Origin of the sequence: Faecalibacterium sp. OM04-11BH (assembly GCF_003482185.1) — a bacterium.
In the GTDB taxonomy this organism is placed as follows: Bacteria; Bacillota; Clostridia; order Oscillospirales; family Ruminococcaceae; genus Faecalibacterium; species Faecalibacterium tardum.
Window position 1 is genome coordinate 260,094 of record NZ_QULS01000001.1, and the last position, 19,496, is coordinate 279,589.

The window sequence follows — 19,496 nt, forward strand, 5'->3', positions numbered from 1 at the left end:
TGTTATTCTTCCGCTTCTTCCTCGTCCGGGTCCAGCTCAATGCTGAACACGGCTTTTTTCAGCTTGCCGCAGCCCTGCGCCTTCAGTCCGGATTTATACGGTTCCCCGGCCAGATACAGGGCAAAGCGTCCCTCACAGAGCATCCCGGCAATGCTGGTACCGGCGGTGCCTACGGTGGTGTCGGCGGCTTCATCGGTGGGCTTGGTGGGGGTCAGCTCCGCAAGGCTTACCTCAAACAGCTCACTGCCGTCCAAGTCAGTCTCCAGCGTGATATGGTTGTCGTGCCGCTGGAACAGCGCCTTGTCGGACGTCTGGGGCGTGACGGTGCTCACGGTGACCACCGCCTTGTCCCCATCAATGCGGGTGCGCCCGGCAGGCAGAGTGGTGATATCCCGCGCCATGATGTACTCGATCACGGTGTCCAGATTGTCGCTTACGCCCAGATAGTTGGGCAGGTTGTTCAGGGTATCGTAGATCATGGAAAAAGTCCTCCGTCTGTATCGTTTTGCTTACCTGTATGGTATCACAGGTCAGAGACAGATGCAATATGTGTGCGGGCGGATGTCGCGAGCCGCGCTGTATAAGGAGCCCGGGTCGCGGCTGGCAGCGGCTGCATCGTGCCTTGGGCGGCACGCGCATCCTGCTGGCCGCAGCCCCAACAGCTCCTCCCTGTTTCTGCCGCAGGCAGCGGTCGTCGCTGTTGCACAGGGGCTTTTTTACCCGCCGGACTATTCGGCGGGTCGATGCTGTTCGAATCCACCCTTGCAGCCCCTTTTGCAAGACAGATAAAACAGAAACTCCGGTACCCATTGGATACCGGAGTTCTTGGTGGGCGCGGGTGGATTCGAACCACCGAAGCTGAAAGCAGCAGATTTACAGTCTGTCCCCATTGGCCACTCGGGAACACGCCCATATTCATTTTTACAGTCGCGTGGACTGCCTGTATATGTTACCACTGAAAACGCGGTTTGTCAACCCATAATTTGGGCTGAGGGCAAAAATATATACAACAATCACAAAAGCCCTCCCGTCCGGGTGTGCTTTACAGCATCCGGGCGGGAGGGCTTTTCAGCCTGACAAAAAATCAGGAGAAAATCACTTCTGGTTCTTCATGTAGATGTGGTGCGGCAGACCGGCGATGTACAGCGGGGTCAGCTCGGCCTGGATCAGCGGACGGGCGTAGTCCAAGAAGTCCTCGGTCATCTGGGTGTGGTTGTTGTTCATCCAGCTCAGGGGAACCTTCTTTTCCAAGTTGGCGACCTCGCTGATGGGATGCAGCTCGGTGGTGCACTGGTAGGGGTTGTTGGAGATGCGCTTCAGAGCCACCATCTGACCGGTGACGCCCTCAAAGGCTGCCTTGGCGGCGGCACCGCCCACCTGATAGGCCTCGGTGATATCGGTGCGGCTGGTCAGGTGACCGGCGCAGCGCTGCAGGGTGGAAAGCTCGATGCAGCGGGTCTTGGTGTCCAGATTGCGGGCCACCACGTTGGCCAGATACCGTGCGGTACCGGTCAGCGCCTTGTGACCGAAAGCGTCTACTGCGTGCACGTCATCCGCCAGCTCACAGACATAGCGTCCATCCTCCAGCTTTACGCCCTCGGAAACGGCAATGACGATGCTGGGCTTTTTTTCCTGCATCACACGCACCTTTTCCACAAAGCGCTCTACATTGAAGGGAACCTCGGGCAGGCAGATCATATCCACGCCCTCGCAATCGTCACTCTTGGCCAGTGCGGCGGCGGCGGTCAGCCAGCCGGCGTTGCGGCCCATGATCTCCACCACGGTAACGTACTTGGTGCCGTACACGGTGGCGTCGCGGATGATCTCTTTCATCACAACGCCAATGTACTTGGCCGCAGAGCCGTAGCCGGGGGTGTGGTCGGTAACCATCAGGTCGTTGTCGATGGTCTTGGGCACGCCCATAAAGCGGATGTCGCTGCCAACGCGCTGGCCATAGTCAGCCAGCTTGCCGATGGTGTCCATGGAGTCGTTGCCGCCGATGTAGAAGAAGTAGCCGATGTTCAGCTTTTCCAGAATGGCAAACAGCTTTTTGTACACCGCCTCGTCATCCCGCCAGTCGGGCAGCTTGTAGCGGCAGCTGCCCAGAAAGCTGGACGGGGTGCGCTTGAGCAGCTCGATGTCCAAGTCATCGGTCAGCAGGGTGGAAAGATCCACCACCCGCTCCTCCAGCAGACCGGCAACACCGTTGCACATACCGTACACAACGTCTGCGCCGCGGTTCTTGCAGCTTTCAAAGACACCCGCCAGACTGGCATTGATGACAGAGGTGGGGCCGCCGGACTGACCGACGATTGCGTTTTTTCCCATGATGATTTCTCCTTTTTTGTTTTTTCTGTTTCGGCTATAAAAACGTGCAGTCGCACGAAAACAGACGCGGAAGGAAAAGATAGATCACAGACGGATGTGGCGGGGGGGACCGTTCACATAAACGGGGGTCACCTCATCCAAAATCAGCGGACGGGCGTACTCCTCAAAGGCCTCGGTCACCTGCATCCCGTCCGGGGTGATCCATTCCAGCGGGACCTTCTTTTCCAGATTTGCCACCTGCTGCACATCCACAGACTCAGTGATGCACTGGTACGGGTAGTTGGAGACCCGCTTGAGGGCGATCATGCGACCGCTCTCGCCCGCAAAGGCAGCAGCGGCAGCGGCACCGCCAACGGCGTAAGCCTCGTTCACATCCGTGCGGCTGGCCAGATGGCTGGCGCAGCGCTGCAGGGTGGAAAACTCGATGGCGCGGCTCTTGCACTGCAGCTTGTCGTGGATGAGCTCGGAAAGATAGCGGCTGGTGCCGCTGAGGATGGCCTTGTGACCAAAGGCGTCCAGCTGACCGGCGGTGGAAACCAGATCGCACAGATAAGTGCCGTCTGCAGTCTTTACGCCCTCGCTGGCTGCGATGATAACGTTGGACTTTACCCGCTGCAGCTCATCCACCCGGGCAAGAAACTTGTCCTGATCAAAGGGCACTTCCGGCAGCAGGATCAGGTCGGGGCCTTCGCAGTCCTCGCCGCCTGCCAGACAGGCCGCACCAGCCAGCCAGCCTGCGTGGCGACCCATGATCTCGGCCACCGTCACGCTGCGGATGTTATACACCGAGGAGTCGCGGATGACTTCCTTCAAGATGGTGGCAATGTACTTTGCGGCAGAGCCGTAGCCGGGGGTGTGGTCGGTGAGACACAGATCGTTGTCGATAGTCTTGGGCACACCGATGAACCGCACACTGCTGCCCACCTGCTGCCCGTATCGGGACAACTTTGCGATGGTGTCCATCGAGTCGTTGCCGCCGATGTAGAACACGGCACAGATGTCGTACTTGTCAAACAGGGTGAACAGCTTGACGAACGGGGTGGCATCGGTGTCCGGGTCGGGCAGCTTGAACCGGCAGCTGCCCAGATAGCTGGACGGGGTACGCTTGAGCAGCTCGATGCTCATGCGGTCGTCCAGCAGGACGTTGAGCTCCAGCAGCTCTTCCTTGAGCAGACCCTCAATGCCGTACTTCATGCCGTACACCTTGTCTGCACCCAGACTGCGGGCGGCTTTGTATACGCCCGCAAGGCTGGAGTTGATCACGGCGGTAGGGCCGCCGCTCTGACCAATGATGATATTCTTGGCCATGGAAACCTCCTTCAGATCATATAAAATGTGTCCGCTGCCGGGCAAACGGCTTTCCGCACCGTCCGGTAAAGTGGTCTGTCGGCCCTGCACTGCCAACGGACCGGGACGGCAAAACAGCCGCCTGCCGCAACTGACACAAAAATATTTGCAGCTTGTGTATTCGCTTTTTGTAAAATGTGCAAAATAAGCTGCAATCCTATTGTACCCGTTTTGCCTGTTGTATGCAAGACCCAATTGGTTGCGCAGGCAAAAAAAATATGATAAAATGGGTGCGCACTCCAAAAATACCGGGCAGAAGCACCTGCCTGTTGGGATAAATGCAGAAAGCTGGACAGAGAATATGGGCATTTCACACGAGTATCATTCGGCACCCCGGCGGCGCACGCGCGGGGGCATCGGCGGCAAGCTGCGGCTGGCGGGGGTCATTGTGTCCATTTTGCTGGTCGCCTATGCGGTGACCGCCATCTTGGAAAAAGGGACTGCGGAGGAAGAAAGCACCCCGCAGACCGGCGCAGGCGGCATTGCACAGAACATTTTGGCACCGCTGCCCATGCAGGGCGAGGCGGCTTCCGGCAGTGGCAGCGAAAGTACAGCCGACGGCAGCGGCACGGCACAGGCGGTGCAGCTGGAGAGCTTCGGCCCTGCCCGGCAGACCGACGGTGCCTATACCATTAATGCGTATGACGCCAGTGTTATCCGGCAGCCGACCTGCGGTCAGGTAGACCTGAGCTATTTTTCGGACGCCGCCTTTCTGGGCGACAGCCTGACGGTGGGCTTTTCGGACTATCAGATCAATCTGAGCGGCGCACTCATCTGCGGCTATACAGGTGTGGGGCCGGACGCCATCGTCAACCGCGCCGCCGTCAAGAGCCCCACCCGCGGGCAGGAGGTGGCGCTGGATGTGCTGGCAGCGGCGCAGCCCAAAAAGCTGTATATCCTGCTGGGCACCAACACCCTGACCACCTTGGGCGCCTCTGACCGTTTTCTGGCCTACTACGGCCAGATGCTGGACGAGCTGCGCCAGACGCTGGGCGAGGACTGCATTATTTATGTGCAGGCCATCCCGCCGGTACGGCCTGCGGCAGCGGAAAAGAAGCCGGGGCTTGCCTCGGACGTGCTACGCGGCGTGAACGAGCAGCTGGCACAGCTGGCTGCAAGCAAGGGCTGCGTTTATCTGGACCTGTGGGAGGCACTGGCTGACGGCGAGGGCAACCTGAAAGAGATGATCGCCGCACCGGACGGCGTGCACCTCTCGGCCGGCAACGGCTACGGCGCATGGGTCACCTATCTGCGCAACCACGCAAAATATTCCGCAAGTAACCCGTGGATCATGGGCAGCGCGTACAGCGCAGAATAAAAAAACAAAAAGCAAGTGCACCACCCCGTCAAAAGCCAACGCTTTTGGTGTAGAGGTGGTGCACTTGCTTTTTTATCACTTTTTATCCGGTGGGTCATCCAGCCCTTCAAACATCACCATGCCCAGACTGACAAAGCCGGCACCCAGCGCAAAACCGACTGTTCCCAGTGACACGCTGAACAAAACGCCCATGGCAACACCGAACAGGATGCCCGCGACCTGACTTTTCTTCATTTTACTGCTCCGCCTTTCCGTACCATGCAACGGACAGCCGCCACGAGGCAGCGTATAGCGCCAGCACCGCTGCCAGCACGACCACTCCCACCAGCGCAGAGCTATGGGCGGGTAGGATGCTGTTCAGCAGAATCCCACCGGAGGACACCGTAATGCCCATCAAGGCTCCCAGCATACCAATGCAAAGATAATACACATATTTTGCCTTCTCGTAGCCAAAGCGGTAGGTCAACGGCAGCAGGATAATGTTGCCCAGCAGGGTCAGCATCGCCACCTGAAGCAGAGTCGCCACGGTGAGCTTCACCGTCACTGTACCCCAGAGCAGCTGTGCTGCTGCCAGCGCCGCCATACTCAGCAGCTCCGCCAGCGCCATACCGCACAGACCAATGAGGTATTTGCCGCCCACCAGCTGCTCTTTTGTCACCGGCAGGGCGGCACTGCAAATGCTGAACCGGCTGCTCTGGTCGTAAGCCAGTAAGGACATTGGCGACAGCCCCAGCAAAAGCCCGCCGTACAGCATAAAGAAATTAGACCCTTCCTTCATGAAAAACGTTCCCATCAATATCATGGCTACCGACGCCAGAATGATCCATCTGGTGTAGCTCCACATCTGATAGGCATCCTTCAATAACAGACCTTTCATTGCACATCTTCCCCTTTCACCATCAGTACAAACAATTCCTCAATGCTTACCGGGGTAAGCTCTGCCCCGGCGGGCAGTGCATCCCGGCGCACAAGCGCTTCGACTCCGTAGGGGGTGACCCGCTTGCCGTACACCTGTGCATCCAGTGCCGCCAGCTGCGCTGCCGTGCCATGCCACAGGGCATATTCCTCCCGCAGGGCGTCCTTTTCCTCACAGAGCAGCAGCCTGCCCTTGTGCAGAAAGGCGATGGTATCGCACAGCTTTTCCAAGTCGCTGACGATGTGGGAGGAGATGAGGATGGAGTGGTTTTCGTCCCGGGCAAAGTCCAGCAGCAGGTCGGTCACCTCGTCCCGCACCACCGGGTCCAGCCCGTTGGTGGCTTCGTCCAACAGCAGCAGCTTCGGGTGGTGCGCCAGCGCCACGGCGATGCACAGTTTCATCTTCATGCCGGTGGAGTAGTCCTTATATTGCTTTTTGTCCGGCAGACCGAACTTTTGGCACAGCTCCGCATAGGCGGCAGTGTCCCAGTTCTGGTAGATGCCCGCCATCACTTTGCCCGCCTGCACGGCGTTCAGGCACAGGGGGATGCCCTCGCTGCCCAGCACCACGCCGATCTCCTCCTTGGTGCGAACAGAAGCGGTGCGGCTGTCCCTGCCAAGGATGGTCACGGTGCCGCCATCCCGCCGCACCATGTCCAAGATCAGCCGGATGGTGGTGCTTTTGCCCGCCCCGTTTTCGCCGATCAGGCCGCAGATGGTGCCGCCGGGCAAGGTCAGGTCCAGCGGCCCAAGGGTAAAGTCCTTATAGTGCTTTGTAAGCCCCCGTAGTTCCAGTGCGTTCATATTCAGCCCTCCCACAGTAGTTCCAGCATCTCCCGCAGTTCTTCCCTGCTCAGTCCGCAGGATGCGGACAGGCGGACGGCCTCGGTAAGATGTTCTTCAATCTTTTTCAGGTTTTCTTCCCGCAGCAACTCGGTATTTTTCGGGGCTACAAAAAAGCCCTTTGCCGGTACTGCGTAAAGAAAGCCCTCTTTTTCCAGTTCATCGTAGGCGCGCTTGGTAGTAATGACGCTGATGCGCAGATCCCGTGCCAGCCCCCGGATGGAGGGCATGGCCTCGTCCGGCTGCAAAGCACCGCTGATGATCTGCTGCTTGATCTGGTTGTAGATCTGGTCATAGATGGGCGCGCCGCTTTTGTTGTTGATAAACAGTTCCATCGGCTGCTCCTTTGACGCTTGTGTTTTATCTGTATATGCACAGTATATACAGCAGATACAGATTTGTCAAGAGGGTGCGCAAAAAAATACACCCGCCGCCCAAAACGGACAGCGGGTGCTATTTTTATAGGTTTTACAGTGCTTTAATAGCGGTCTTGATGCGCTCGGCGGCAAGCTTGGTCTTTTCCGCATCGCCGAAGGCGGTCAGGCGGAAGTAGCCCTCGCCGCACTCGCCGAAGCCCACGCCGGGGGTGCCCACAACGCCGCAGTTTTCCAGCAGCCAGTCGAAGAACTCCCAGCTCTTCATGTTGCCGGGGCAGCGCAGCCAGATGTAGGGGCTGTTCTTGCCGCCGCAGTACCACACGCCGCACTCGTCCAGTGCATCGGCGATGACCTTTGCGTTGCGGCGGTAGTAGTCCAGATTAGACTGGATCTCGGCCATGCCGCTCTCGGTGAACACGGCGGCAGCAGCGCGCTGCACCACATAGGGCACACCGTTGAACTTGGTGGTCTGGCGGCGCAGCCAGAGCTTGTTCAAGCTCATGCCCTCGCGCTCCAGCTCCTTGGGCACTACGGTGTAGCCGCAGCGGGTGCCAGTAAAGCCTGCGATCTTGGAGAAGGAGCAGATTTCCACGGCGCACTCGCGTGCGCCCTCGATCTCGAAGATGCTGCGGGCCAGCTCACCCTCCGAGATAAAGCATTCGTAAGCGGCATCGTACAGGATGATGGCATCATTCTTGCGTGCGTAATCCACCCATGCCTTCAGCTGTGCACGGGTGTAGGCAGCACCGGTGGGGTTGTTGGGGCTGCAGATATAGATGATATCCGCCTTCACGTTCTCGTCCGGCATGCCAAGGAAGCCATTTTCCTGCCCGGTGCGGCTGTAAATGATCTTGCGGCCATCGGTGACGTTATCGTCCACATAGGTGGGGTACACGGGGTCCGGTACCAGCACGGTATTGTCCACATCGAACAGACCCAGCAGGTTTGCAAGGTCGCTCTTTGCGCCGTCCGAGATAAAGATCTCGTCCTCGGCAAGCTGGGTGCCGCGGCTGGCGTAGTAGCCCTGAATAGCCTGCTTGAGGAAGGGGTAGCCCTGCTCCGGGCCGTAGCCGTGGAAGCCCTCCTTGGTGCCCATCTCCTCGGCGGCGTCACGCATGGCCTGCACCACGCACTTTGCCAGCGGCTGGGTCACATCACCAATGCCCAGACGGATGATCTCCTTTTCCGGGTGTGCTTCCTGATACGCAGCCACCTTGTGGGCAATGTCCACAAACAGGTAGCTGGCCTTCAGCTCGTTGTAATGCTTGTTCATCTTCATGATACTTTCCCTCGCTTCTTTTATTGGTGCAACCCTCTCAGTCATCTCGCATTCGCTCGATGCCAGCTTCCCCGAGAGGGGGAGCTTTTTCGCTTTGAAGAGAAACTTTTCCTTTTGATGCAGAAAAGCTCGCCCTTCGGGAGAGCTGTCGCCGTCAGGCGACTGAGAGGGTTCTTATTTAAACTTCAGTCGTGCCCTCGCACACGGTCTCGGCAGCGCCGGTCATCAGCAGCTGCTTGCCGGGCAGCACCCGGATGGTCAGCTCGCCGCCGCGCAGCTGCACATGAACATCCTCCCCGGCGGGGCAGATGCCCAGCTCGGTCAGGGCTGCCACGGTGGCGCAGGTGCCGGTACCGCAGGCCCATGTCTCGCCGCTGCCGCGCTCCCACACACGCATCTTCAGGTGGGTGGCATCCACCACCTGCACAAACTCGGTGTTGATGCGCTCCGGGAAGTTTTCGTGGTGCTCAAAGCCCGGGCCGATCTGCTCCAGCTTCAGGCTGTCCACCTCCGGCACAATGGTCACGCAATGGGGGTTGCCCACGCTGATGCAGGTCACCCGCCACAGGTTCTCTTCCACCTGCAGGGGCAGGTCTACCAGCGGCCCTTCGCCCATGTTCACGGCGGGCAGCGCCGCCGCCATGGCGGTGTAGGTGCCCATCTCTACCTGCCACAGCCCTTCGCCCATGCGGGTAACGGTCTTTAAGCCGCTGAGGGTGTCGATGGCAAGCTTCGGCTTTGCCGTACCGTGGGTATACAGCCACTCGGCCACGCAGCGGATGCCGTTGCCGCACATTTTACCCTCGCTGCCGTCCGCATTGAAGATGCGCATCATGGCATCTGCCCCGGCTGTGACCGGTGCGCAGATGCAGATAATGCCGTCCGCGCCGATGGAGAAGTGCCGCCGGGACAAGCGCTCTGAAAGCGCTGCGATATTCTCCGGCACACCGGAGGTGCGGCAGTCCAGATAGATATAATCGTTGGCGCAGCCCTGCATTTTGGTGAATGAAAGCTTCATGCTTATCGCTCCTTATAAAAGGGACTGGTCAGTCCCTGTAAACTCATTACTTTATAATGATAAAAAAACCGGCACGAGATGTCAAGGGAAAAAGCAGCTTTCAGACAATTTTCTTCAGTTGCTGCAAAACAGGGCTTGACAATACGCACTGCATGGGATATAAAAAAAGAGAGCGCTTTGTACAGCAGGCAAGGCTGTGCCGGATACCGGAGGCTTTTCCGGGGCACGGCGGGCTGTACGCGTATGCAATACAACTGCAAAAAGGAGACCACAGGAATGGATACTTTTGAAAAAATCCGTGCATTGCTGGCTGAGCAGCTGGACGTTGACCCGGCAAAGATCACGCTGGAAAGCGATATCATGAGCGATTTCGAGGCGGACAGTCTGGATATCGTAGATATGGTGATGACGCTGGAGGACGAGTTTGGCATTGAGGTGCCGGACGACGCCATCGAGTCCCTGCGCACCGTAGGCGATGTGGTAAACTTTGTGGACAGCCACGCGCAGAACTGATTCTTTTAGGCAAAAGCCCCGCCTTTGCAGTGCGGCACACGGCCGTGCAGGCAGGCGGGGCTTTATTATGGTTCGTGCGGAACGCAAAGCGTTTGGCGCACGGCCTTGGGAGGATATAACAAAATGGCAAAAGACAACAAGAAGCTCGTGCAGGCGATCACCAGTCAGGAAGAAAACTTTGCACAGTGGTACACCGACATCTGCGTAAAGGCAGAGCTGGTGGAGTATTCCAGTGTGAAGGGCTTTATCATCCTGCGCCCCTATGGTCAGGCCATCTGGGAGCTGATCCAGAAGGATCTGGATGCCCGGTTCAAGGCTACCGGCCATGAGAATGTGGCTATGCCGGTGCTGATCCCGGAGAGCCTGCTGCAGAAGGAAGGCGAGCTCGTCAATGGCTTCGCGCCGGAGGTGGCGTGGGTCACGATGGGCGGCTCCGACAAGCTGGAAGAGCGTCTGGCGGTGCGTCCCACCAGCGAGACCATGTTCTGCGATCACTGGTCCCGCGTGCTGCACAGCTACCGCGAGCTTCCCATGAAGTACAACCAGTGGTGTAGCGTGGTGCGCTGGGAAAAGACCACCCGTCCCTTCCTGCGCAGCCGCGAGTTCTGGTGGCAGGAGGGTCACACCATCCATGAGACCGCTGCCGAAGCCGAGGCTGAGACCCAGCAGCAGCTGAACTGCTACGCAGACACCTGCGAGCAGGATCTGGCGATTCCCGTGGTGAAGGGCCGCAAGACCGACAAGGAAAAGTTTGCCGGTGCCGAGGCCACCTACACCATCGAGGCCATGATGAAGGATGGCAAGGCTTTGCAGAGCGGCACCAGCCACTACTTTGGCGACAAGTTCAGCAAGGCTTACGATGTCACCTTTACCGGCCGCGACAACCAGCTGCATCATCCGTTCCAGACCAGCTGGGGCGTTTCCACCCGTCTGGTGGGTGCTATCATCATGACCCACGGTGACGACGACGGTCTGATCCTGCCCCCGGCCATTGCCCCCATTCAGGTGGTGGTGGTACCCATTGCTGCCCACAAACCCGGCGTCTCCGAGAAGGCTGCCGAGCTGGCCGAGAAGATCAGCAAGTACGCCCGCGTGAAGCTGGACGACAGCGACAATGCCCCCGGCTGGAAGTTTGCCCAGTGGGAGATGAAGGGCGTGCCCCTGCGCCTTGAGATCGGCCCCAAGGATCTGGAAAAGAACCAGTGCGTTCTGGTGCGCCGCGACACCCGCGAGAAGGTCTTTGTAAGCTTGGACGAGCTGGAGACCGCCATCCCCGCCCAGCTGGAAGCTCTGCGCAAGGATCTGTACCAGCGTGCGCTGGAAAACCGCGAAAAGCGCACTTGGGCTGCCACCACTATGGACGAGGTGAAGGAGCTGGCAAAGGCCAACACCGGCTACATCAAGACCATGTGGTGCGGCGATCTGGCCTGCGAGATGAAGATGAAGGAAGAGGCCGGACTTTCCAGCCGCTGCATGCCCTTTGAGCAGGAACAGCTCAGCGATGTGTGCCCCTGCTGCGGCAAGCCCGCCAAGGCCATGGTCTACTGGGGCGTTGCTTACTAAGCATCTGTTTTTCTGACCCGATACAAAACCCCCGGAGCAAAAAACGCTCCGGGGGTTTTACTTGTCATTTGTCGAATTATATGCTATTATAGAATTGCTGCTTCGGCAGCAAGGCACTGCACATAACGGCAGGCGGTTCGGCCCCACTTCCGAAAGGAGGTGAAGCTTATGCCAATTACTTTGACGTTCCATATCTTCGGATTGGTATTTACCATCAAGGTAAAAAGCGAGAACCGCCACCCTGGCCGGTGACGGTTCTTAGTTTCTAAGACGGTTCATCAAAAGGGCTGACCGCTTGTCGCAGTGCCTTTTCTATTTACAGTATACCCGCTTTTGAGGTTTCTGTCAAGAGCACGCCGTTTCGTTTCTGCGTGCTTTTTTCTTACCGGTCAAAGGTGGTGCTGAGGGTGGTCTGCCAGCTTTCGCCGGGGGCAAGGCAGGCGGCTGCGGCGCGCTGCTCCCAGTCCTGCGGGTCGGTAACAGCTGCGGGCAGGCTGTGCCACGGCTCAATGCACACAAAGCGCACCGGTTTTGCGGGAGCCGACCAGATGAGCGAATAGGGGTAGCCCTCCACCTTGCAGGTGATATTGCGGCCGGTGTCCTTCTCGCAGATGCCGATGGTGCCGGTGCGCAGGCCTGCCATGCAGAAGCTGTCGTTGGCAAACAGGTCATCGGTCAGCGGGATAGCCTGCTGGTTCTTCCACTGGTAATAACTCTTGCCGCTCAGCAGGCCGTTGGGGCGGGCGTCAAGGATGACCGGGCTTTCCGGCCGGTCAAAACGGAACTCGTAGTCAGTGGTGGTATGCTTGGCATCGAACGGGATGTTGAATGCCGGATGAAAACCAATGCCGAAGCGCAGCTCCTCCGTGCCGGGGTTCGTCACCTGCAAGGTGTGGTGCACGGTCTTGCCCTCCAGCCGGAAGGTGCTGGTGAGCACAAAGTCATAGGGAAAACGCTCTGCCTTGATGGCATCGTCCGCCCGCAGCTCCAGTTGGATGGTGTCCCCTTCTGCCTGCAGCAAGGTGTGCTCCAGATCCCGGGCAAAGCCGTGCTGACCGCCCTTCCATGTTTTGCCCTTGGCGGTAAAGGTGCCGTCCACCAGCTTGCCCGTCCATGGGAACAGGATGGGCGCGTGGCGCTTCCAGATGGCGGGGTCGGCCTGCCAGAGCATCTCTTCGCCTGCGGCGTTCTTCAGGCTGACGGCCTCTGCACCGTGGGTGTCCACAGTCAGGGTCAGAAATTCGTTTTGAATGGTTGCCTGCATTTTCAGTATCTCCTTTGTCCTTCTTATTTTCCAGGGCCTGCTGTTTCCAGTATACTCCCCCGTGTGCCAAAAATAAAGCCCCAGTCTGCCGGGCTTCATCACCGCGGCGTCAGCGGCAGAGTAACGACAAAGGTGGTGCCGTTTTCGTTGCTGCTCTCCACAGTCACACTGCCGCCGTGCAGCACGGCGATTTCCCGCACAAGGGCAAGGCCAAGCCCCACGCCGCCCATCTCCCGGCTGCGGGACTTATCCACCCGGAAAAAGGGCTGGAAGATGCTCTCCCGGCAGTCTGCGGGGATGCCCGGGCCGGTATCCGCAACGCGCAGCACGGCGGCCTGCTTTTCCCGCCGCAGAGTGACGCGCACCGCGCCGCCGGGGCGGTTATACTTGATACCGTTTTCCACCAGATTGAACACCAGCCGGTAGATCAGCGCATCGCTGCCCACCATGCCCAGTTCCGCACAGTCCTGCTGCAAGGAGATATTGTTTTTCTGGGCAAGGGGGGTCAGGTCGGTCAAAATTTCCTCCACCAGCGGCGCAAGGGCGATCTGGTCGGTACGGAAGACCGATTGCAGATTGCTCATCTCTAATAAAGTGCGCACTAGGGCGGTCAGGCGATCCAGCTGCTCCCGCAGAGAGCTGACCAACCCGGCAGTCTCGGCATCCATGGCTGGGTGCTCCTCTGCAAACAGTTCCAGCTTCGTCTGCAAAATAGCCAGTGGGGTGCGCAGCTCGTGGGCGGCGTTGCCTGCAAACTGCCGTTGTAATTCAAAGGACTGTGCCAAACCATCCAGCATCCGGTTTACCGACCGGCTCAGCTGCCCGAATTCCTGCACGGTGTTTTCATCCAGACGGGCGGTGGCAATGCTGTCCTGATCGACCCGCTGCGCCTGCTGCGCAAGCTGCTGCAACGGTTTCAGCGCTCTGCCGCTGACAAAATAAGCGATGGCGGCACTGACAATAGTGACCACAGCGGTGATGCACCAGCCCTTGCGGCCAAAAACCACCTTTGCATCGTAGACTTCCTGTGAAAAATGCGCCAGCAGGCTGGACATTTCCTCCTGCGGGATCTCGATGGTCAACGAATCCGCGCTGCCGGGCTGATACTGCATCATAAAGCCGTTAAGGGCATCCATGCCGGTAACGCCGGTGCGGTATAAAAGCAGGTTCATGCACACGCAGGCGCAGGCGATGAGCAGCGCCGTCAGCAGGGTGATGCGCCATTGCAGGGATAAATGCTTCATTGCGCCTCGCCTCCGATCTCGTAGCCTTCCCCGATGCGGTTGCGGATGGGGTCGTAGCCCAGCGCCGCCCGCAGCTTTTTGCGCAGGGCAGAGATATGTACCCGGATGGAGTTGCTGAAGCTGTCCACGCTGCCGTCCCAGACGTGCTCAATCAGCTCTTCCTGACTGACCGGGCGTCCCTGATGCAGCAGCAGATATTCCAGCACGCCGCTCTCCTTCCGCGTCAGCGCAAGGGTCTGACCATCCACCGTGGCAACGCGGCTGCGGGTGTTGAAGCTGAGCCGCCCGCAGCACAGGCAGACGTCCTGCTGGATGAATTTACGCCGGGTCAGGCTGCGCACCCGGGCTTCCAATTCTGCAAGGTGGAAAGGCTTGGAAAGATAATCGTTCGCACCGGCATCCAGTCCCTCCACCTTATCTGCGATCTCGCTGCGCGCCGATAAGATCAGCACACAGGTCTCAAGGTCGTGCTGCCGTAAGCTGCGCAGCACCTGCATCCCGTCCACCTTGGGCAGGTTGAGGTCCAGCAGTACAAGGTCGTACCGCTCTGCCGCCAGTGCTTCCAGTGCGGCTTCGCCATCTGCACAGGCATCCACCTCGTACCCGGACAGCCGCAGCTTCCGGGCAATGTCCTCCCGCAGGGAGTGCTCGTCCTCTACCACCAAAAGACGCATCTTGTGTTCCACCCTTCCCATAAAAATTGCGTTTTTTTCATTATAACAGATTATAGCAGACGGTGTTAAGATTCGTGTTAAGATTTTCTTAGCAGAAATTTTATCCCGGATAGTGTATACTGGTGCCATCAAACAACAGGAGGCTATGATGTTCATGACAAAAAAACAGGCGCAGTTGCTTTTGCTTGCCGCCGGAGTGCTGATGCTGCTCTTCGGCGTATGGCGGGGCGAGGCCGACACCGTATTTTCAAAAGCCATCCGGCTGTGTATGGAGTGTGTAGGCATTGGATAAGAAAAAACTAAATCCCCTTGCTCGCTTCCGGGGCTTTATACAGGCTGGGGCGACCCTTTTGACCAACATCCACCTGCCCAACTTTGCTAAAGGGACGCTGTATCAGGGCAGCGGAAAATACGTCTGCGTACCGGGGCTGAACTGCTATTCCTGCCCGGGCGCTGCCGGTGCCTGCCCGGTGGGAGCGTTCCAAGCGGTGGTGGGCTCTTCCAAATTCCGCTTTTCCTACTACATCACCGGCATCCTGATCCTTTTCGGGGTGCTGCTGGGACGGTTCATCTGCGGTTTCCTCTGCCCGTTTGGGTGGTTTCAGGAGCTTTTGCACAAGATCCCCTCTCCCAAGCTTTCCACCAAAAAGCTAAAGCCGCTGCGCTATTTAAAGTATGTGGTGCTGCTGGTCATGGTGGTGCTGCTGCCATTGCTGGCGGTCAACGAGCTGGGCATGGGCGACCCGTTCTTCTGCAAGTATCTCTGCCCGCAGGGCGTGCTGGAAGGCGCTATTCCCCTCTCCCTGACCAATGCGGGCATCCGCGCCGCGCTGGGCAAACTGTTCACATGGAAAGCCTGCATTCTGCTGGCAGTCATTGTGGGCAGCGTGGTGTTCTACCGCCCCTTCTGCAAGTGGCTGTGCCCGCTGGGTGCGTTCTATGCGCTGCTGAATAAGGTCTCGCTGTTCCAGATGCGCGTAGACACCCACAAATGCGTCTCCTGCGGTGCCTGTGCAAAGGCTTGCAAGATGGACGTAGACATTACCAAGACCCCCAACCACGCCGAATGTATCCGCTGCGGGATGTGCATGAAAGCCTGCCCCACAGATGCCATCCAGTACAAATTCGGGCTGGGAGACCAATCAAACACCGAAACAACAAAGGAGTAAAACCATGAAATTCAACCGTGTAACCGCACTTTCGCTCAGCCTTGTGCTGGCCTTCAGCCTTGCCGCCTGCGGGCAGGGCGCGTCCTCTGCATCCTCTGCATCCTCTGCCTCCTCTGCATCTTCTTCCGCTTCCTCTGCGGCAGCAGAAGGCAAGACCGAGGAGCAGCTGCTGGCCGAGGAAAACGAGATCCTTTCCGCAAACGATGCCCTGTGGGAGAAGGTGTTCTCCTCCATGGACAAAAACGTGACTGAGACCACCCTCAGCACGAACTACGGCGATTTTCTGCGCAGCGCCGTGGAAAAGGCAAAGGACCAATTCTCGGACGAGGAGTACAAGACCCTGACCGCCGATGCAGAAAAGATTCGGGATATCGAGAATCAGATCGCAGCCCTTGCCCCCGCGGACGCGGCCGCCTCCAGTGCTGCCGCACAGGGCACTGCCTTCCCCCAGTTTGAGGGCAGCGATTTAGAGGGCAACCCGGTGGACAACAGCCTGTTTGCGGGCAACGCCTTTACGGTGGTAAACTTCTGGTTCAACGGCTGCAAGCCCTGCGTGGAGGAACTGGACGACCTGAACGCCCTGAACGAGAAGGTCAAGGCGCAGGGCGGCGAGGTCATCGGCATCAACACCGAGACGCTGGACGGCAACCAGCAGGGCATCGAAGCCGCCAAAAAACTGCTGGCTGCAAAGGGCGCAAGCTACCGCAATATCTACTTTGCCTCCGGCAGCGACGCCGGCAAGTTCGCACTGAACATCATGGCCTTCCCCACCACCTACGTCTTTGACCGGGACGGCAACGTTGTGGGTCAGCCCCTGTTGGGCGGCATCGACAAGGAAGAAAACCTTGCCGCCCTGCAAAAAAATATTGACGCCGCCCTTGCCAAGGATAGCGCCAAATAAGCTATTCTCCCCTGCCGCCTCCGGGCGGCTTTTTTGTTTACTGCGGGCATTGCCATGCACGCCCGGGCGCCGGACGGAATACGCTGGGGGCAGAAGCATACTTTTACCAGTAAAGGAGCGTATCTCCATGAAAAACACCGGAACTCTCCGCATCCAGACCTTTGCGGCACGCCAGTCTGCCCCCGTGGAGGGGGTGACCGTTGCGGTGCAGGGGGACGGCTTTACCCTGCACCGCATCACTGATGCCACCGGCAGCGCGGCCGATATCCCCATTGAAGCCCCCGCCTGCGCCCTCTCTCTGGACGAGGACAACACCACCCGCCCCTACGCCATTGTCAGCCTGACCGCCGCAAAGCCCGGCTACCGCACCGTGCGCATTGAGGGCGTGCAGATCTTTGCCGGGCAGGTAACGCTGGCGCAGCCCCAGATGCTGCCCGTCACCGAGGAAGACCGGGACATCCCGAACGCGCCCATCGTCATCCCGCCGCACGCTTTGTTTGCGGGCAGCGGCGGCAGCGGCCCGCAGCCGGTGCAGCACTGCACGCCCCGGGTGCTGGATCAGGTCGTCATCCCAAAAAATATCACGGTGCATCTGGGCAAACCGGCAGCTGCCGCCCGCAACGTGACGGTGTCCTTCCGGGACTATATCGCAAACGTGGCCTCCAGCGAGGTGTACCCTACTTGGCCGGAGCAGGCACTGCGGGCGAACATCCACTGCCAGATCTCGCTGGCGCTGAACCGCATCTACACCGAATGGTACCCCAGCAAGGGCTACACCTTCAACATTACCAACTCCACCAGCTACGACCAGTACTACGTCCACGGGCGCACGGTGTTCGAGGTGATGGTGCGCATTACAGACGATATCTTCAACACCTATCTGCGCAAAAGCGGTACGGTGAACCCCTATTATTCCGAGTACTGCGACGGTAAGTCGGTCACCTGCCCGGGGCTCAAGCAGTGGGGCACGGTGACACTGGCCAACAACGGGCGCAGCGCCTTGCAGATCTTACGCTACTACTACGGCAGCAGCATCGAGATCGTGCGCACCAAGAATATCCGCTCCATCCCGCAGAGCTACCCCGGTACACCGCTGCGACAGGGCAGCCGCGGCGCGGCGGTGTTCACCCTGCAAAGGCAGCTGAACCGCATCGCCAAGGACTATCCCTTCCTTGGCAAACTGACGGTGGATGGCGTATTCGGCAGCCGGATGGCCGCCACGGTGCGGGCGTTCCAGAAGCAGTTCAACCTGACCGCCGACGGTGTGGTTGGGCGGCAGACATGGTACAAGATCAGCTACATCTATGTATCGGTAAAGGACCTCGCCGAGTTGACCAGCGAGGGCGAGACTTCCACCGGCACCCTGTCCAACGGCACATGGAACGGCACGGTGCTGAGCACCGGTGCTTCCGGCAGCGCTGTGGAGCAGGTACAGTTCTGGCTGAACACGCTGGCGCAGTACGACAGTGCCATCCCCTCCGTAACGGTAGACGGCGTATACGGCACTGCCACCGCCAATGCGGTGCGCGCTTTCCAGCGCAAATACGGCCTTACCGTAGACGGCATAGTGGGGCAGACTACCTGGAAGGAGTTGTACGACGAATTTTTGAGCATCCAGTCCGACAACGGCACCCCCAACGCCTACCCCGGCACGCCGCTGCGGGAGGGTGCCTCCGGGCAGAATGTGCGGCTGGTGCAGTTCTGGCTGAAGATCGCTCGCACCGTGTACACAAGCCTTGAAAGCGTGACCGTGGACGGAAAATTCGGCGCGGATACGGCAGCGGCTGTGCGGCGGTTCCAGCGCTATTTCGGGCTGACGGCAGACGGGGTGGTGGGGCGCACCACATGGCAAAAGCTGTACGAGGTGTACAACGATATCGCCAACCGGCTGCTCTCCTCTTCCCTGCGCCCCGGCGAGTACCCGGGCGTGCTGCGCACCGGCTCTGCCGGCACAGCGGTGCGGGAACTGCAATTTTACCTCTACCTCATGAGCGCCTACGAGAGCAGCATCCCGCCGGTAAGCATTGACGGAAAGTTTGGCGCGGACACCGAGCGGGCGGTGCGGGCGTACCAGCGGTTTGCGGGGCTTACCGTGGACGGCATAGTGGGGCGCACCACATGGAACTCCCTCTACGGCCGCGCCAGCCAGCTGCGCTCCTCCGGCCCGGTGGTCACCTTAAAGCGTCTGCCCTACCCCGGCACGCCGCTGACAGTGGGCAGCAGCGGCGAGACCGTGCTGTACTACAATCTGCTTTTGCAGCGCATCGCCTATTATTTTTCCAGCGTGGAAGCTCCGCCCCTTGCCGACCGTTATACCGACGAGACTGCCGCCGCCACCCGCAGCGCCCAGCAGCTATTAGGGCTGGAGCAGACCGGCATTGCAGATGCTGACACATGGACAGCGGTGGAGGCGCTGAGTTTGCAGCTGGCCGCTCATGCCCCAAACCCCGACCGGGACACCCCGCCCAGCACTGCCTACCCGGGGCGCGCCATCGCCGAAGGCAGCGCCGGGCAGGAGGTAGGACAGGTGGAGCGCTGGCTCAACCGCCGGGCACAGCTTTCCTGCGGCGAGGGCTATGTGGCCGATAACAACCGCTTTGGCGCGTCAGACGCCGCTGCCGTGCGGGCTGTCCAGCAGCAGGCGGGGCTGCACCCGGTAAACGGCATCGTGTACCGCGAAACATGGCACGCTTTGCAAGCCCAATGCACTGACCCCTGCGGCTGTGAGAAGGAGGAATGAGGG

19 protein-coding genes and 1 tRNA gene are annotated in these 19,496 nt (G+C 59.2%); 7 read left to right on the plus strand and 13 right to left on the minus strand.

Going from position 1 to position 19,496, the window contains the following annotated elements:
• Positions 1-2 precede the first annotated feature (2 nt).
• The 4 genes from DXB44_RS01125 to DXB44_RS01145 form a co-directional block, all read right to left on the minus strand.
• Positions 3-479: a YhcH/YjgK/YiaL family protein gene (locus DXB44_RS01125; protein ID WP_097779590.1), complete on the minus strand. Its 477-nt coding sequence runs from the start codon at positions 477-479 to the stop codon at positions 3-5.
• Between the two features lie 347 nt (positions 480-826).
• Positions 827-911: transfer RNA gene (locus DXB44_RS01135), tRNA-Tyr, on the minus strand.
• A 184-nt stretch (positions 912-1,095) separates the two neighbouring features.
• Complete coding sequence (locus DXB44_RS01140) at positions 1,096-2,328, minus strand: 6-phosphofructokinase (RefSeq protein WP_015537806.1); 1,233 nt, start codon at positions 2,326-2,328, stop codon at positions 1,096-1,098.
• An 84-nt stretch (positions 2,329-2,412) separates the two neighbouring features.
• Entirely contained in the window at positions 2,413-3,636 is a 1,224-nt protein-coding gene (locus tag DXB44_RS01145; RefSeq protein WP_118657435.1) for a 6-phosphofructokinase, read from the minus strand.
• Between the two features lie 340 nt (positions 3,637-3,976).
• Here DXB44_RS01145 and DXB44_RS01150 point away from each other — a divergent pair, with 340 nt between their 5' ends.
• Entirely contained in the window at positions 3,977-4,993 is a 1,017-nt protein-coding gene (locus DXB44_RS01150) for a GDSL-type esterase/lipase family protein (RefSeq protein WP_243110995.1), read from the plus strand.
• A gap of 75 nt (positions 4,994-5,068) precedes the next feature.
• Here DXB44_RS01150 and DXB44_RS14580 read toward each other — a convergent pair whose 3' ends face one another.
• The 6 genes from DXB44_RS14580 to dapF all read right to left on the minus strand — a co-directional run bounded on the left by DXB44_RS14580 (position 5,069) and on the right by dapF (position 9,425).
• Complete coding sequence (locus tag DXB44_RS14580; RefSeq protein ID WP_199680540.1) at positions 5,069-5,227, minus strand: hypothetical protein; 159 nt, start codon at positions 5,225-5,227, stop codon at positions 5,069-5,071.
• Between the two features lies 1 nt (position 5,228).
• On the minus strand, positions 5,229-5,870 hold the full coding sequence (locus tag DXB44_RS01155) for an ABC-2 transporter permease (RefSeq protein WP_117553368.1): 642 nt from the start codon (positions 5,868-5,870) through the stop codon (positions 5,229-5,231).
• A complete protein-coding gene (locus DXB44_RS01160) occupies positions 5,867-6,712 on the minus strand; it encodes an ABC transporter ATP-binding protein (protein ID WP_118657437.1) in 846 nt (281 codons plus the stop codon). Before DXB44_RS01160 ends, DXB44_RS01155 begins: the two co-directional genes overlap by 4 nt.
• Before the next feature lie 2 nt (positions 6,713-6,714).
• Complete coding sequence (locus DXB44_RS01165) at positions 6,715-7,134, minus strand: GntR family transcriptional regulator (protein WP_347561782.1); 420 nt, start codon at positions 7,132-7,134, stop codon at positions 6,715-6,717.
• Positions 7,135-7,219: 85 nt separating this feature from the next.
• Complete coding sequence (locus DXB44_RS01170; protein WP_199680541.1) at positions 7,220-8,407, minus strand: LL-diaminopimelate aminotransferase; 1,188 nt, start codon at positions 8,405-8,407, stop codon at positions 7,220-7,222.
• A gap of 178 nt (positions 8,408-8,585) precedes the next feature.
• Positions 8,586-9,425 carry a diaminopimelate epimerase gene (dapF, locus tag DXB44_RS01175; protein ID WP_055185827.1) on the minus strand — a complete coding sequence of 280 codons (840 nt, stop codon included), beginning with the start codon at positions 9,423-9,425 and terminating at the stop codon, positions 8,586-8,588.
• A 276-nt stretch (positions 9,426-9,701) separates the two neighbouring features.
• On the opposite strand from dapF, the gene acpP reads away from it, so the two are divergent.
• Positions 9,702-9,938, plus strand: a complete 237-nt coding sequence (acpP, locus tag DXB44_RS01180; RefSeq protein ID WP_015537798.1) for an acyl carrier protein — start codon at positions 9,702-9,704, stop codon at positions 9,936-9,938.
• Positions 9,939-10,061: 123 nt separating this feature from the next.
• Positions 10,062-11,501 (plus strand): proline--tRNA ligase, encoded by a 1,440-nt coding sequence (proS, locus tag DXB44_RS01185; protein WP_005922033.1) that lies wholly within the window; start codon positions 10,062-10,064, stop codon positions 11,499-11,501.
• Between the two features lie 382 nt (positions 11,502-11,883).
• Here proS and DXB44_RS01190 read toward each other — a convergent pair whose 3' ends face one another.
• The 3 genes from DXB44_RS01190 to DXB44_RS01200 all read right to left on the minus strand — a co-directional run bounded on the left by DXB44_RS01190 (position 11,884) and on the right by DXB44_RS01200 (position 14,683).
• Positions 11,884-12,765, minus strand: a complete 882-nt coding sequence (locus DXB44_RS01190; protein ID WP_118657439.1) for an aldose 1-epimerase family protein — start codon at positions 12,763-12,765, stop codon at positions 11,884-11,886.
• A gap of 98 nt (positions 12,766-12,863) precedes the next feature.
• Positions 12,864-14,009, minus strand: a complete 1,146-nt coding sequence (locus DXB44_RS01195; protein ID WP_118657440.1) for a HAMP domain-containing sensor histidine kinase — start codon at positions 14,007-14,009, stop codon at positions 12,864-12,866.
• A complete protein-coding gene (locus DXB44_RS01200; RefSeq protein WP_055185824.1) occupies positions 14,006-14,683 on the minus strand; it encodes a response regulator transcription factor in 678 nt (225 codons plus the stop codon). Before DXB44_RS01200 ends, DXB44_RS01195 begins: the two co-directional genes overlap by 4 nt.
• 148 nt (positions 14,684-14,831) lie before the next feature.
• Here DXB44_RS01200 and DXB44_RS14585 point away from each other — a divergent pair, with 148 nt between their 5' ends.
• The 4 genes from DXB44_RS14585 to DXB44_RS01215 all read left to right on the plus strand — a co-directional run bounded on the left by DXB44_RS14585 (position 14,832) and on the right by DXB44_RS01215 (position 19,493).
• Complete coding sequence (locus DXB44_RS14585; RefSeq protein ID WP_333490614.1) at positions 14,832-14,975, plus strand: CD1871A family CXXC motif-containing protein; 144 nt, start codon at positions 14,832-14,834, stop codon at positions 14,973-14,975.
• On the plus strand, positions 14,968-15,852 hold the full coding sequence (locus DXB44_RS01205) for a 4Fe-4S binding protein (protein ID WP_118657441.1): 885 nt from the start codon (positions 14,968-14,970) through the stop codon (positions 15,850-15,852). Before DXB44_RS14585 ends, DXB44_RS01205 begins: the two co-directional genes overlap by 8 nt.
• A gap of 4 nt (positions 15,853-15,856) precedes the next feature.
• Positions 15,857-16,753 carry a TlpA disulfide reductase family protein gene (locus tag DXB44_RS01210; protein WP_118657442.1) on the plus strand — a complete coding sequence of 299 codons (897 nt, stop codon included), beginning with the start codon at positions 15,857-15,859 and terminating at the stop codon, positions 16,751-16,753.
• 127 nt (positions 16,754-16,880) lie between these two features.
• On the plus strand, positions 16,881-19,493 hold the full coding sequence (locus DXB44_RS01215; protein WP_118657443.1) for a peptidoglycan-binding protein: 2,613 nt from the start codon (positions 16,881-16,883) through the stop codon (positions 19,491-19,493).
• Positions 19,494-19,496: the final 3 nt, after the last annotated feature.

Coding starts and splice junctions, on each gene's coding strand:
- DXB44_RS01125 (WP_097779590.1), bottom strand. CDS start 479: ATGATCTACGATACCCTGAACAACCTGCCCAACTATCTGGGCGTAAGC.
- DXB44_RS01140 (WP_015537806.1), bottom strand. CDS start 2,328: ATGGGAAAAAACGCAATCGTCGGTCAGTCCGGCGGCCCCACCTCTGTC.
- DXB44_RS01145 (WP_118657435.1), bottom strand. CDS start 3,636: ATGGCCAAGAATATCATCATTGGTCAGAGCGGCGGCCCTACCGCCGTG.
- DXB44_RS01150 (WP_243110995.1), top strand. CDS start 3,977: ATGGGCATTTCACACGAGTATCATTCGGCACCCCGGCGGCGCACGCGC.
- DXB44_RS14580 (WP_199680540.1), bottom strand. CDS start 5,227: ATGAAGAAAAGTCAGGTCGCGGGCATCCTGTTCGGTGTTGCCATGGGC.
- DXB44_RS01155 (WP_117553368.1), bottom strand. CDS start 5,870: ATGAAAGGTCTGTTATTGAAGGATGCCTATCAGATGTGGAGCTACACC.
- DXB44_RS01160 (WP_118657437.1), bottom strand. CDS start 6,712: ATGAACGCACTGGAACTACGGGGGCTTACAAAGCACTATAAGGACTTT.
- DXB44_RS01170 (WP_199680541.1), bottom strand. CDS start 8,407: ATGAAGATGAACAAGCATTACAACGAGCTGAAGGCCAGCTACCTGTTT.
- dapF (WP_055185827.1), bottom strand. CDS start 9,425: ATGAAGCTTTCATTCACCAAAATGCAGGGCTGCGCCAACGATTATATC.
- acpP (WP_015537798.1), top strand. CDS start 9,702: ATGGATACTTTTGAAAAAATCCGTGCATTGCTGGCTGAGCAGCTGGAC.
- proS (WP_005922033.1), top strand. CDS start 10,062: ATGGCAAAAGACAACAAGAAGCTCGTGCAGGCGATCACCAGTCAGGAA.
- DXB44_RS01190 (WP_118657439.1), bottom strand. CDS start 12,765: ATGCAGGCAACCATTCAAAACGAATTTCTGACCCTGACTGTGGACACC.
- DXB44_RS01195 (WP_118657440.1), bottom strand. CDS start 14,009: ATGAAGCATTTATCCCTGCAATGGCGCATCACCCTGCTGACGGCGCTG.
- DXB44_RS01200 (WP_055185824.1), bottom strand. CDS start 14,683: ATGCGTCTTTTGGTGGTAGAGGACGAGCACTCCCTGCGGGAGGACATT.
- DXB44_RS14585 (WP_333490614.1), top strand. CDS start 14,832: ATGTTCATGACAAAAAAACAGGCGCAGTTGCTTTTGCTTGCCGCCGGA.
- DXB44_RS01210 (WP_118657442.1), top strand. CDS start 15,857: ATGAAATTCAACCGTGTAACCGCACTTTCGCTCAGCCTTGTGCTGGCC.
- DXB44_RS01215 (WP_118657443.1), top strand. CDS start 16,881: ATGAAAAACACCGGAACTCTCCGCATCCAGACCTTTGCGGCACGCCAG.